Source organism: Shewanella sp. TB7-MNA-CIBAN-0143, from assembly GCF_040310065.1.
Taxonomy (GTDB): Bacteria; Pseudomonadota; Gammaproteobacteria; order Enterobacterales; family Shewanellaceae; genus Shewanella.
On record NZ_JBEOPL010000008.1, the window covers coordinates 69,911 to 83,379 of the forward strand.

Consider the following 13,469-nt stretch of genomic DNA (forward strand, 5'->3'; position numbering starts at 1 on the left):
GAGATGTTCAAGTTAACTGCAACTACTGCACGCAACACGTTTTTTTGTTTCAAAGCCAAGTTTAATCATGGCATGATGCAAGCACGATATTAGTGACGTTAGCATTGTTGAAGTAAGAGTTAATCATGGCAAAGAAGTTTTACGTAGTATGGGCCGGTCGAGAAACGGGCATTTTTACCAGCTGGGATGTTACCAAGCGTTCAGTTGATAAATATCCGCAAGCCAAGTACAAATCCTTTGCTACAGAAGCAGAAGCCAAAGCTGCATTTGCTAAATCTCCTGCAAGCAGCATAGGCAAAAGTGTGCCAGTAAAAGCGGCAGGTCGTTCATCGACAAAGGCTGCAGGGGCTGGAACATCAACCAAAACTCTTAGCGCTAATCAAGCTGTGTTAAGCCAATTTGATGTGGTTATTTACACCGACGGAGGTTGTGAGCCCAACCCAGGTAAAGCGGGTTCAGGGATGGCGATATACCGCAAAGGCGAGTTAGCCGAGTTATGGTTTGGTTTGTTTAATCCTAATGGCACCAATAATACTGCCGAGCTCAATGCGCTGCACCAAGCATTAATTGTGGCTAAAAAGGTCCTAGACGCGGGCGAAACGGTGCAAATCATGAGTGACTCACAGTATTCGATTAAATGTGTTTGTGAGTGGGCATATGGTTGGAAAGCCAAAAGCTGGACCCGAAAAACCGGTGAAATCGCCAATCTGGAGATTATCAAGCAAGCACATGAGCTATATGATGCAATGAAAGCCGATTTAGTACTTCAGCATGTCGCTGCCCATATTGGTATTGAAGGTAACGAGTTGGCAGACAGAATGTCGATTCATGCGATTGATCAACAGCACAAAGAGTTTAGTCAATTTACTGCGCCACTGGATATCAGTAAAATTCTCGCGTTGCGAACAGGCTAGTTATTGTCGCAATCTCTGTTGAACGCATTAAATTCTTTAAACGATAAACACAAAAAAGCCGGATTATTCCGGCTTTTGCATGTGTGACTTACGATTATTTATAATAACTTACGATTACTTAGTATTTTCTTCGTACATTAAATAATGGCTTTGCTCCATCCCCAATGATTCATAGGTTTTTTGGGCAATTTTATTGTCATGCTCAACATACAAACGGAAACTGGCGGTGCCACCGTTTTCTGCTGCTAAGTCTTTTACCGCTTGATATAGCTTGCCATAAATACCCTGACGACGATTCTGTGGACGTATATACACACTCTGGATCCAGTAATAATTACTTGCGCGCCAGTCACTCCACTCATAGGTGACCATTAACGATCCGGTAATTTCGCCGTCAACTTCGGCGACTAAATATACCCCACGTTCAGGATGGGTAAGCAGTCCTTCAACACCGCGAGTCAATTGCTCAGTGTCTAATGATAGGTTTTCGGTTTCCATTGCCATGGCTTGGTTAAACTGAACTAGGGCGTGCAGGTCGGCATGTTGGCCTATTCTTATTGTCATGTTTTTCTCGTTTTTATAGGATGATCTGCAGCCATCATAACGCGACACTCAATAAAAGTATTGGCTTGTTGCGTCAGAAAATGTGTACGAAATGAGTTAAGGCTCCAATATTTATGGCTTTAAACAGGATGAAAGACCCAGTTCGATAACGGTAAAATTCATCAATACAAAATCAACATTTTAATGCCTAAAACAAACATATCGATATTGCTTAACCCGCTTGATAGGGTGATTACAACTCCACAATAAAACAGCTGAGTTATATTTGTTCAATATAAAAACTCTCAAATGTTGGTTTTTTTCGGTATAACGAAGATGAAAAATAATCATATTATCGATGTTTTTTGCCGTATTTTTACACGGATTCATGCTGCTAATACTCGGCGTTACGCCAGTCTGTGCGTGGATCAGGGCTTACTTATTTACGGTCCTCCACTAACGTATAATTGAAATTATTGTGACGATGCAGTAATGTGACGCCACGACGATTTAGATCTATGTCACAAACTGCATAAATTGATGGAGATAATTATGAAAGTTGCTGTATTGGGTGCTGCTGGTGGTATTGGCCAGGCTCTAGCTTTACTGTTAAAAACTCAACTGCCTGCGGGCTCAAAGTTGTCTCTATATGACATCGCTCCTGTTACTCCTGGTGTTGCGGTTGACTTAAGTCACATCCCAACAGACGTAGAAGTAAAAGGTTTTGCTGGTCAAGATCCTACAGATGCATTAGTTGGCGCAGACGTAGTGTTAATGTCTGCTGGTGTTGCGCGTAAGCCTGGTATGGATCGTTCAGATCTATTCAACATCAACGCTGGTATCGTGCGTAACCTAATGGAAAAAGTGGCTGTAACTTGCCCTAAAGCATTAGTGGGTATTATTACTAACCCAGTTAATACGACTGTAGCGATTGCTGCTGAAGTATTAAAAAATGCCGGTGTTTATGACAAAAACCGTTTATTCGGTATCACAACACTTGACGTTATTCGTAGCGAAACCTTCATCGCTGAGCTTAAAGGCTTAAACGTTGCTGACGTTAAAGTTAACGTAATCGGCGGACACAGCGGTGTGACTATTCTTCCACTACTTTCTCAAGTTGAAGGTGTTACTTTCACTGATGAAGAAGTAGCAGCAATGACAACTCGCATTCAAAACGCAGGTACTGAAGTTGTTGAAGCTAAAGCCGGTGGCGGTAGCGCAACATTATCAATGGGCCAAGCAGCATGTCGCTTTGGTTTATCATTGGTACGTGGTCTACAAGGCGAAGCTAACGTTGTTGAATGTGCCTATGTTGACGGCGGCAGTGAGCACGCTACATTCTTCGCACAGCCAATCCTACTTGGCAAAAACGGCGTAGAAAAAGTATTACCTTACGGTGAAATCAGCGCATTCGAAGCTAACGCTCGCGATGCAATGTTAGACACCCTTAAAGGTGACATCAAATTAGGCGTTGAATTTGTTAAGTAATTAACAAGTCGATGGTCTAAAAAACGCGAAGCCAAGGCTTCGCGTTTTTTTTGGTTTAAAATGCCTAGCATCTAGCATCTAGCATCTCGGTTTATTGCTATTCGATTATTCACATTGTTTACACCCACAATTCTTCATTGCTACAGGCTCATCATCTAATCTTTCATCGCCTTACCGACATTAGTTTTCCATGTGGATCTAAAGTGCCATTGCTGTTTGGAGCAAAATTCTGCAAGTTACTAATATGTTAAATTTGGAAACCGCTGAAATGAGAAATAAAAAATACAGCTTAACCATGCCACTGCTCTTATTGGGTTGGATTTTTTCGATGCTACCGGCTCAAGCAACCGATACGCCTTATACCCCACTCACCGATTTTGGTGATAATCCTGGTGCGCTGACAAGCTTTTATCTTCCTGTGACGCAAGGCTCAAATGCTTCTCCTGCTGGGGATTTATCTTTGGTGGTGTTACTGCATGGTTGTATTCAAGACGGTGTCGAATTGGCTAACAAAAGTGGCCTAACGTCATTGGCGTTAGAGCATCATTTTGCGGTTTTAGTGCCACAACAAAGCTATGACAATAACGTAAAGGGTTGTTTCAACTGGTTTGCAAGTCAAGATACGCAGATAGACAGTGGTGAAATGTTATCGATAAAAAACATGATAGTAACTACTCAAGAAAAACTAGCTGCCAAGCATGTTTATATCATCGGGTTATCTGCTGGTGGCGCCATGGCGAGTGCGGCAATCGTCAATTATCCAAATCTATTTCAAAGCGGTGCGATCATCGCTGGCTTGCCATATCCCTGTGCCGATAATTTGATCAAAGCCATCTCTTGTATGAAGCAAGGACCAGCGCTATCGGTTGAAGAATTAGCTCAATTTGCCAAAGCAATACACCCTCAACAAACTCGTTGGCCTTCGTTGAGTATCTGGACGGGTGACAGCGACAATGTGGTCAATGCTAACAATGCGCAAATGCTCGCATCTCAATGGCAAGTGTTAACTCAATCTAACGCTAAGCCAACGGTGTCAAATGAATCTGGATACAGTATTTCACGCTGGAAAGATGCTCAAAATAACGCGTCAATCGAACTCGTCACTATTAACGATTTTGGTCATGGCATTGCCGTCAATCCAGACATAAAACATGGAGGTGAAGAAAGTGACTATCTGCTTAGGGCACCCATAAGCAGTGTGACTGAAGTGATTAAGCTTTGGGGGCTTTAATCAAGGTTAAATTTATAACATTATGTTTTTGTTATTAATTAATCGTTTGTTTTTTTAATATCTAGACCAAAACACATACTACTATAGTACCGATTCAATGTTGTTAAAAATGCTATACAGTCAATATGTGAACAGATAGTAATAAATCAAAATCAGTCGTAAACCAGAATTAGTAGTAAGTAAAACCATTAATAATAAATATTACAACGGGGATCTGTATGAAACAGAATACTATTAAAATGAGCTGTATTGCCTTAGCCATTTCGTCAGTGTTAAGCGCGCAATATGCCGTTGCCGCAGAAGAACAAAATAACAGCGGCGACAAACAACCTGTGTTAGAGCGCATTGAAGTGACAGCACGCAAAACAGTTGAAAGCTTGCAAAATGTACCTGTGGCAGTGACATCGGTCAGTGCTACCGAGTTGGCAGAAAACGGCATCAGCGTGATGACTGAAATTCAGCAGTTTTCGCCCAATACCACATTACAATCTAGCCGAGGCACTAACTCTACGCTTACCGCTTTTATTCGTGGTGTGGGTCAAGAAGATCCACTTTGGGGCTACGAGCCTGGGGTTGGCATTTACATTGATGACGTCTATATTGCGCGTCCGCAAGGTGCAGTGTTAGACATTCTTGATGTACAACGTATTGAGGTACTTCGGGGGCCACAAGGCACGTTGTACGGCAAAAATACCATTGGTGGCGCAATTAAGTATGTTACCAAAAAGATGTCTGGCGATAGTGAATTAAGTCTTAAAGGTACCGTCGGCAGTTATGGCCAAAAAGATGTCAAAGTGGCAGGGCAGTTACCTATTGTTGATGACAAGCTCTATGTCGGTTTTGCCTTTGCGAGTTTAAACCGTGACGGTTTTGGTGAATTTAAAACCTCGGCATTAGATGGCCAAGATACCGAAAACTATAATAAAGATGTAATGGCGGGTCGCTTAAGCGTTGAATACACACCTAACGACGATCTGTTTATGCGTTTTACGTATGATAAAACCCAGGATGACTCCAACTCAAAAGGCGGCTATCGACTACTTCCTAGCTTATTAACTGATGCACCAGTACCTGATAGCAAATATGATTCTTACACCAGTATGCCTACATGGAACAAAGTAGAAACAGAAGGGTGGAGCGCGACGGTCGAATATAACCTCAATGAAAACTGGAGCGTAAAGTCGGTCACAGCCAAGCGTGAAGGCGAGTCGCTAACCAACATCGACTTTGATAATACCAGCTTACGTATTTTCGACGTGCCAGCTATCTACGAAGATGAGCAATTTAGCCAAGAGTTTCAGGTGAACTATGTTGGTGATAATCTCAACTTAGTGTCGGGGATTTACTATTTTGACGGTGATTCTTGTGGTGTTTTCGATGCTATTTTAGAAGAAGCCTTTAAAGCATATGGTGGGCTAACTCGTGAGGTGAGTGGTTGTAATAATAGCGAAAGCTACGCTGCTTATGTGCAAGGTTCATACGACTTTACTGAAAAGCTATCGATGACATTAGGCGGCCGTTACACCCGCGAATCAAAAGAAGCCACGGTTTATAATGGCGTGATATTCGATAGTATTTATCCTGAAACGGGCTGGTATCCTGGATTTGTGCGCGATGACGCGTTAATTGAATCTCAAATACCTAAAGTGCTCGATGATGAAGAAACATGGTCTAAATTCAATCCGCGAGTCGGTTTAGAATACCAAGTGAGTGATGACATGATGGTGTTTACCAGCTACTCACAAGGCTTCAAATCGGGTACGTTTAATCCACGAGCAACAGGTGCTGAACCCGCGGTTGATCCAGAAACGGTTAATTCATATGAAATTGGTATGAAGAGCGAATGGAACGATAATCTTCGCGTCAATGCCACGCTATTTTACCTCGATCATAAAGACAGGCAGTTTGTCACGGTGTTACCAGGAGAGGACAGTTCAGACCTTAATCAGCGTTTAGGAAACATCGGTAAGTCTACAGCGACAGGCCTAGAGCTTGAAGTTGAATACGCTGCGACAGATTCACTTAACTTATTTGCTAATCTTGGCTTAATTGACGCCACTTTTGACGAGGTGATTTCATATGACGAGCTGGGTAATAAAATTGATATTAGCGACACTTATACCATTACCAATACCCCAGATACCACTGCAAACCTAGGGTTTAGTTACAGCATTGAAGCTGATGTAGGCAGTTTTATCATTAATGGTAATTACTACTACCGCAGCGATTATGACTTAGCGGTAGTGGATAATCTATTGAGTCAAGATGGATACGGATTGCTGAATTTTGGTGTGAATTGGTATAGTAATGATGGCCATTGGAATGCTGGATTACATTGGAAAAACGTCACTGATGAAGAGTATTTAGTGGGTAACTACGCCTTTGTCACGCCAACAGGCAATGGCGATTTTACGCCAGGGCTAGGCGGCGATAACACCTTAATTGGATATTATGGCGACCCAGAGACCATTTCATTAACCGTTGGCTATGTCTTCTAAAACCTTGTTTAATTGATGTAGATAAGGATAGCCGGTCTCTTTAGAACCGGTTATTCTTTTTATTGCTTATAAAGAGTGAACCATAACAATATCAACGCAATGTTAGGGAGCCAATGATGTCTCAAATTAAAGTGGCCATTGCAGATGACCATCCACTATTTCGTGCCGCGTTAACCCAAGCCGTGCTTAAAAGTGTTAACAATGCACAAGTGCTAGAGGCGGAAAACTTTCAGGAGTTAATCGCTATTGTGGAGCAGCACTCAGATATTGAGCTTATCTTTATTGATTTGCATATGCCGGGAAACGATGGTTTTACTGGACTGACGTTATTGCAAAATCACTTCCCCGATATCGTGGTTATCATGGTGTCATCAGACGACCAGCCGGAGATTATCCGTAAGGCGATCAATTTTGGCGCCAGTGCTTTCATTCCAAAATCAGCCAATCTAACCCAAATATCGACGGCGATTGATACTGTGCTTGAAGGAGGTGTTTGGCTTCCAGATCACACCAATATCAGTGCCGATCAACACACCGCCGCAGAACATCAACGTTTAGCAAAGCAATTAGCTCAACTCACACCGCAGCAGTACACTGTGCTGGCCAATATTGCCAATGGTAGGCTCAACAAACAAATAGCGTATGATTTAAACATTAAAGAAACCACAGTAAAAAAACATGTCTCAGCGATTTTACTCAAACTCGAAATCAATAATCGCACGCAAGCTGGGCTGGTGTTTCAACAATTAATGATTACTTCAACTGAAAACCAGCAGGTGGATGTACAAGCATAAATCGATTGCCCTAACGAACGGTTATTGTCGCAATGAATAGTTATCGCCATTGATTGCGGTTACTGATCGATAATAAGAATAGCGATAAAAAGAGTTAACTCAAATGCCTCCATATGAGGCATTTTTTGTGGTCATTAATCTATTGAAAATATTAGTTATTCAGGCGTCAGTTGTTTAATGATCCGCTTTAAGGCTATTGCCTTAAGTGGTTTACGCACAAAGCTAAATTGAGCACTGCTGGTGTGTTGCCTAACGGCTTCCGAAGGGTCCGCAGAGCAGATAACACAGGTGGGTTGGTTACGGCTTATCGTCAGGTGATTGGCTAATAAATACTGTACTAAGTCCACACCATTTTTATCATCTTCTAAGTGATAGTCAGCAATAATCAGTTTGGGTTGTGGGTTATTGGCCAATTGCAGTATGGCACTGGGTTGGTCTTTTGCGGTAATGACATTGCATCCCCAATCGCTGAGTAATGTAGAAATCGCTTTTAGCATCAGGTCGTCATTGTCGATCACCATTACAGTGATATTAGCGCTGTCACTGCTTATCTCATCTTCGGCTGTTTCAATCACTTTAAGCGGCTTTTTCTGCTGTAATACTCGGGGTATTTCAACACTAAAACACGTCCCTTTGCCTACTTCAGAATGCAGCGATATGTTGATATCCAACAACTTGGAAATTCGTTCACATATCGCCAAACCTAGCCCTAATCCCGGAATTTCACGAGTGAGCTCTAAGCGTTCAAATTCACAAAAAATGGCTTGCTGTTTATCCAGCGGAATACCTGGGCCATTGTCCCAAACTTGGATTAATAAAGCGTGCTCAAGTCGCCTGACGCCTAATAACACTTTAGGGACAAACTCAGTATTGTTAGTCTGCCCGTTTACTTTATTGTCAGGCGTAGAGGTTTGGGATATTACTTGCTGATTGCGTTTGCCTGAAGGGGAATAATGAAACGCATTAGACAAAAAGTTCTGAATAATACGCCGCAGTAGCCTTTGGTCGCTTTCTACAAAACAAGAAGAGACTTGGTAATTAAAATCAATACCTTGTTGAACCGATAACGCTTTAAATTCATTAACTAACGTTGACAGTAAATCATCAATCGCAAATTGGCTTGTTTCAGTTTTTAGCGAGTTACTGTCTAAGCGAGATATCTCAACCAGATCTGATAGTAAGCTTTCCACCACGTTTAAGGAGTCTTCAATATTGGTTGCCAAGTCATACAGTTCCGTTGATTTAACCCTTTGCTTCAACATTTCAGTGAATAAGGTTAAGGCATTAAACGGTTGCATTAAGTCATGGCTGGCCGCGGCCAAAAAGCGGGTTTTACTGCTATTAGCAGCTTCCGCTTCAGCTTTGGCTTTTTCAAGTTCCTGAGTGCGGCTTTCAACCCGTTTTTCGAGTGTTTCATTGGCCAGTTGTAAGGCTTTTTCTGCTTCAATGTGGGCAGTAATATCAGCAAAAGTACTCACAAAGCCGCCGCCTGGCATGGCTTGGCCGCGAATCTCCAGTACTTTTCCATCTAACATAGTGCGTTGGAAATGATGAGGGCTACCACTGCGCATATGAGCTAAGCGCTTTTCAACTAGCTGGTGAGCCTCGTCACCGACAATAATACCTCTGTCGATATTAAATCTAATCAGCTGTTCAATTTGCAGTCCTGCTTTGACGTAATCTTTAGGGTAATCAAGCAGTTCAATATAGCGTTGATTCCAAGCTACTAAGCGCATATCGGCATCGACAACACTGATGCCTTGCTCAATATTCTCCACGCCAGATTGCAGCAGTTCTCGGTTAAATTCAAAGATTTGGCTGGCTTCATCGACAATGCTAACTACATCTTCTAGTGGCACCTGCTGGCTGCGTGATGCGGCATTCATCACCATTCGGGTAGAGGCTGAACCGAGTACGCCAGACAGTTTTAAGCGAGTATAATCAACAAGCAGTTGTTGCTGATTTTTGCCTGCGAGTTTTTTTGACTCTGCAATAAGAGCATCGGCTTCATCTTTGTTGATAAAACGATTTAATAAACTGGCTAAATCTTCTATAGATAAGTGCCGTTCTAGTTGCACATGTTTTCTATTTACAAATAAATCAGCTTGTAAAACCTCGCCAACGCTTTGCTCTTTAAGCAGAGATATCATCACAAAGCAACCAATGTTAGCCACTAAACTGTAAAATACGCCGTGGCTAATATTGTCCAAACCGGTTAAGCCAAACAAGGCTGTCGGCGTTAGCCATGTGATATCAAATAAGCCAAATTTAACCCAATGAGCATCGGGAAAGGTAACCGGTAACAGTAAGGTATAAAGCCAGACAACACTGCCCATTATTAGCCCCACAAACGCGCCTTGAGTGGTGGCACTTCGCCAATATAAGGCGCCTACTGCGGCGGGGGCAAATTGAGATAACAGTACAAATGACAGCAAGCCAATACTGGCTAGATGATTTTGCTGATCGATAAAACGTTCAAAGGCGAAAGCTGACAAAAGAATGACTGCGATTGAGAATCTGCGTAAATTTAATAAAATGCCGGATAATTGCGGGGTTTGCTGAGAACCAAATTTCGGTAATCGTAATAGCAATGGCGTTAACACTTCTGTCGAAATCATCGTGCTTAGTACAATAGCTGCCACAATCACCATTGCGGTTGCGGCAGCCAGTCCACCGACATAAACCAATATTCCTAACCATGCTTGTTGATAAAAAAGCGGTAATGTCAGCACATAGGTATCGGCACCAACACTGCCACCCGGGAAGCTAAGCTGTCCGGCTAATGCAATCGGCAACACAAAAATATTAATTAATAGCAGGTATAACGGCACCATCCAACGTGCTGATTTGAGCTCTTTGTCATGATTGTTTTCAATCATCATCATGTGAAATTCTTGCGGCAAAGCGTAGATAGTAATCGCACCCAAAATAACCTGAGAAACCACAAGGTAAGTCGAGTCTGATTGGCTGGTTTGTTTAATATGTTGACCTTGGCTGAGCAAGTCACCAAAGCCATCGAATATAAAGAAGGTGGCAAAAATACCCACGGCTGTCAGGGCAAATAACTTAACGATAGAGCTAAACGCAATGGCCAGCACTAAGCCTTGATTATGTTTACTGGCAGACAGCTGGCGGGTGCCGAATAAAATACTAAAGATAATTAATACAATCGTTACCACAAATGCGGTGCTAATACCGGACTGAAACGTACCGGTTAGTAAATCAAAGCTGGTACTAATCGCTCTTAGCTGCAATGCGATATAAGGAATGGTGCCAAGTAGTGACACGATGGCAACGCTGGCAGCAATTTTAGGCGAACGGTCAAAACGGCACGCAATAAAGTCGGCAATAGAGGTCAAGTTTTGGCTTTTAATTATTTGCAGCGTGCGCATTAGCATAGGCCAAGCAAGCACCAAACAAATGATCGAACCAATATAAATGGGGGCCAGCCATGCGCCAGTTGTTGCTGCTTGTCCAACGGTGCCATAAAACGCCCATGATGTGCAGCATACCCCTAACGACAGGCTATAGACCCACGGCTTTTGGGTTAATTTTTTTATGGAACGATTTTGCCCCCACTGTGCAACCACAAACAGCATTGCAAGATAAGCAATCGAAATTGAACTAATTAACCAAGTATCAATAGATAACCAAGCCTGCAAGTTATTCCCCAATTATTTTTATTGTTTATCCTTGCGAAACTACACTAGACGCCCTGTTTGATAAAGATTTTTAACGATGCGGTGCACTAAGGTAGTACTTATTTATCCATACCCATCAGATAACATGATTTAACTCCATTAGTGTCATTTAAGGTTCCGATAACGCCTATGAAAATAACCCATAGATATTTGGTCGAAGGTTTAGTCTTTACGAGTTATGTGCTTTTTGCCATGGCATGGGTTGGCGGCACCGCCAGCATGAACAACATCATGGCATCGATGCACATTGAGAGTTTAGCGTCGGCAAGTTTTATCAGTGGTGCAGTCACGCTCGCAAAAATAGTCGGTACGTTTAGTGCTGCATATGTGGCGGTAAAGTTTGGAATAAAGTACGCCTTTTTGTTAGCCGCGTTATTAATTGTTGTCGGGATAGTAACGCCTTTAGCGACGAGTTATGAGTTACTGCTGGTGAGCCGATTTTTAATGGGCTTGGGCGGAGCCTTTATGATTGTGTACTTTAACCCGATTGTGATGCTGTGGTTTGCACCTGAAGACCGTCCGGTAGTTAATGGTTTGAATGCGGTAGCATTTAACGTAGGCACAGCGATTATTTTATGGGGCATGACTAGTATTAACACCCTCACCGGTAGCTGGCAAAATAGCTTAGTGTTGTTTTCAGGCGCGAGCTTGATACTGGCCATTGTGTGGTTACTGGTTAAGTTTGATGCTCCACAATCTGCAAATAATGCCTCTGGGGTAGAGCCTGCCATTTACGGTTATCTTGAGGGCTTAAAAGATACATTTAATTGGGCTTATGCTTTTACTTATTCTGGACTGCTTTCGTTTTATATTTGTCTATTTACTTTCTATCCTCAAGCGGGCATAAGCCAAAGTAAATGGGTGATAGGATTTGGTATTGTCGGTACGATTGCGGGAATGTTGTATAGCCGCAAAAATCCGTTACGTCTTCCTATTCTTCGCTTAAGTGGTTTGATTATTTTTATTACCGTTTTAGGCTTATCTTTTAGTACCGAGCCTTGGCTGCAAATAACATGCGCTATCATATTGGGCTTTTTTATCTTTTTCCCTGTGACTGCATTAGTGTCTATTCCTCACGAACTCCCTGACATGACGGGGCAAAAAATCACTGTGGTGTTTAGCCTGTTTTGGTCAATCAGCTATCTGGTTTCGACTATTGTGTTGTGGGTGTTTGGTAAATTGGTTGATTTAAACGATGGCAGTTATGTCAGTTCATTTGTGATGATCACGATACTCAGCGGCACCGTGTTTGTTGGCAGCTATTTTCTACCTGAAACAGGAAAACCAAAGGAGTTAACCTAATGCGAGGAACCGTTTCCCCAAAACTCACTGATTTTCTGGCGTTAGCCAACAGCAATATCGCCTTGGCTAAACAGAATAATGTCCAATTTACACCGACAATTTTGCGCCAAAATCTAGATAAACTCGGCGCACTAATGAGTGATTCGCCAGCGATGAGCTACATTGCAGATAAAATGCTAACGTTACCCGACCGTACTATTCCCGTCAGGATTTATAGCCCAGCGCCAGATAAAGCTTTGCCGGTGTTATTGCATTTTCATGGTGGCGGGCACATGTGTGGCAGTGTGGCGCTTTACGATCCTATTTGTCGTCATCTTGCCAATGCAGCGCAGTGTGTAGTGATATCTGTCGAATACCGGCTCGCGCCTGAATATCCATATCCTGCAGGGATTGATGACTGCGAACAGGTATTAATGCGTTACGCTGAGTTACTGGGTGATGTTAACCATCAGCACAATGTCACGATTATTGGTGACAGTGCTGGTGGCGCCATTTGCACCAGTTTAAGCATGAAAAGTTTGACCGATAAGCGGATTAACATCGACCAACAAATTCTTATTTACCCGAGTGTCGATTACACCTTAAACAGCCCATCATTAGACAGTAATGGCACTGGGTTCTTACTCGAAACCACTCGTATAAAGTGGTATTTCGAGCAGTACTTTCAATCTACCGATGTAGATGTCATTAAACAGGCTTCACCTTTGTTTGGGGCTATGTCTGTTAAATTGCCTAAAACCCTTATTTTTACTGCAGGCTGCGATCCGCTTCGGGATGAGGGCATAGCCTATACGAAGGCCTTAACTGCTGCTGGTGTTGATGTTGAACATCATTCGTTCGACGGCATGATCCACGCCTATATGTTGCTGCACGATGTAGTGAAAGATGAATGCATGGCAACCTATCAACACATTGCTAAATTCATGGCCTAGTTTGTCATCATTAATTGAAGCCTTGCCTGTTAGGCATTAAAAAGCCCTTATCGATGTGAATAAGGG

9 protein-coding genes are annotated in these 13,469 nt (G+C 42.5%); 7 read left to right on the top strand and 2 right to left on the bottom strand.

The annotated features are described in order from the left end of the window. Nucleotides 1-125: 125 nt before the first annotated feature. On the top strand, nt 126-914 hold the full coding sequence (locus AAEY97_RS08480) for a ribonuclease H1 domain-containing protein (RefSeq protein WP_350998055.1): 789 nt from the start codon (nt 126-128) through the stop codon (nt 912-914). 114 nt (nt 915-1,028) lie between these two features. Here AAEY97_RS08480 and AAEY97_RS08485 read toward each other — a convergent pair whose 3' ends face one another. Continuing rightward, nucleotides 1,029-1,478: a GNAT family N-acetyltransferase gene (locus AAEY97_RS08485; protein ID WP_192115495.1), complete on the bottom strand. Its 450-nt coding sequence runs from the start codon at nt 1,476-1,478 to the stop codon at nt 1,029-1,031. Nucleotides 1,479-2,009: 531 nt separating this feature from the next. On the opposite strand from AAEY97_RS08485, the gene mdh reads away from it, so the two are divergent. The 4 genes from mdh (at nt 2,010) to AAEY97_RS08505 (ending at nt 7,468) form a co-directional block, all read left to right on the top strand. Further along, nucleotides 2,010-2,945 (top strand): malate dehydrogenase, encoded by a 936-nt coding sequence (gene mdh / locus AAEY97_RS08490; protein WP_011638612.1) that lies wholly within the window; start codon nt 2,010-2,012, stop codon nt 2,943-2,945. 268 nt (nt 2,946-3,213) lie between these two features. Beyond that, the gene (locus AAEY97_RS08495) at nt 3,214-4,176 is read left to right on the top strand and encodes an extracellular catalytic domain type 1 short-chain-length polyhydroxyalkanoate depolymerase (RefSeq protein ID WP_350998058.1); all 963 of its coding nucleotides are present in this window, start codon (nt 3,214-3,216) and stop codon (nt 4,174-4,176) included. 218 nt (nt 4,177-4,394) lie between these two features. Then, nucleotides 4,395-6,674 (top strand): TonB-dependent receptor, encoded by a 2,280-nt coding sequence (locus AAEY97_RS08500; RefSeq protein WP_101086055.1) that lies wholly within the window; start codon nt 4,395-4,397, stop codon nt 6,672-6,674. 116 nt (nt 6,675-6,790) lie between these two features. Further along, complete coding sequence (locus AAEY97_RS08505) at nt 6,791-7,468, top strand: response regulator transcription factor (RefSeq protein WP_101086054.1); 678 nt, start codon at nt 6,791-6,793, stop codon at nt 7,466-7,468. 155 nt (nt 7,469-7,623) lie between these two features. Here AAEY97_RS08505 and AAEY97_RS08510 read toward each other — a convergent pair whose 3' ends face one another. Continuing rightward, entirely contained in the window at nt 7,624-11,130 is a 3,507-nt protein-coding gene (locus AAEY97_RS08510; RefSeq protein ID WP_192115496.1) for a hybrid sensor histidine kinase/response regulator, read from the bottom strand. 168 nt (nt 11,131-11,298) lie between these two features. Here AAEY97_RS08510 and AAEY97_RS08515 point away from each other — a divergent pair, with 168 nt between their 5' ends. Continuing rightward, entirely contained in the window at nt 11,299-12,471 is a 1,173-nt protein-coding gene (locus AAEY97_RS08515; RefSeq protein ID WP_350998061.1) for an MFS transporter, read from the top strand. Continuing rightward, nucleotides 12,471-13,403, top strand: coding sequence for an alpha/beta hydrolase (locus AAEY97_RS08520; protein WP_350998064.1), 933 nt, complete (start codon nt 12,471-12,473; stop codon nt 13,401-13,403). The genes AAEY97_RS08515 and AAEY97_RS08520 overlap by 1 nt, the downstream gene beginning before the upstream one ends. Nucleotides 13,404-13,469 lie beyond the last annotated feature (66 nt).

Bases quoted from the DNA above. Each gene is read 5' to 3' on its own strand.
- AAEY97_RS08505 (WP_101086054.1), top strand. From the start codon at position 6,791: ATGTCTCAAATTAAAGTGGCCATTGCAGATGACCATCCACTATTTCGT.
- AAEY97_RS08480 (WP_350998055.1), top strand. From the start codon at position 126: ATGGCAAAGAAGTTTTACGTAGTATGGGCCGGTCGAGAAACGGGCATT.
- AAEY97_RS08485 (WP_192115495.1), bottom strand. From the start codon at position 1,478: ATGACAATAAGAATAGGCCAACATGCCGACCTGCACGCCCTAGTTCAG.
- mdh (WP_011638612.1), top strand. From the start codon at position 2,010: ATGAAAGTTGCTGTATTGGGTGCTGCTGGTGGTATTGGCCAGGCTCTA.
- AAEY97_RS08500 (WP_101086055.1), top strand. From the start codon at position 4,395: ATGAAACAGAATACTATTAAAATGAGCTGTATTGCCTTAGCCATTTCG.
- AAEY97_RS08515 (WP_350998061.1), top strand. From the start codon at position 11,299: ATGAAAATAACCCATAGATATTTGGTCGAAGGTTTAGTCTTTACGAGT.
- AAEY97_RS08495 (WP_350998058.1), top strand. From the start codon at position 3,214: ATGAGAAATAAAAAATACAGCTTAACCATGCCACTGCTCTTATTGGGT.
- AAEY97_RS08520 (WP_350998064.1), top strand. From the start codon at position 12,471: ATGCGAGGAACCGTTTCCCCAAAACTCACTGATTTTCTGGCGTTAGCC.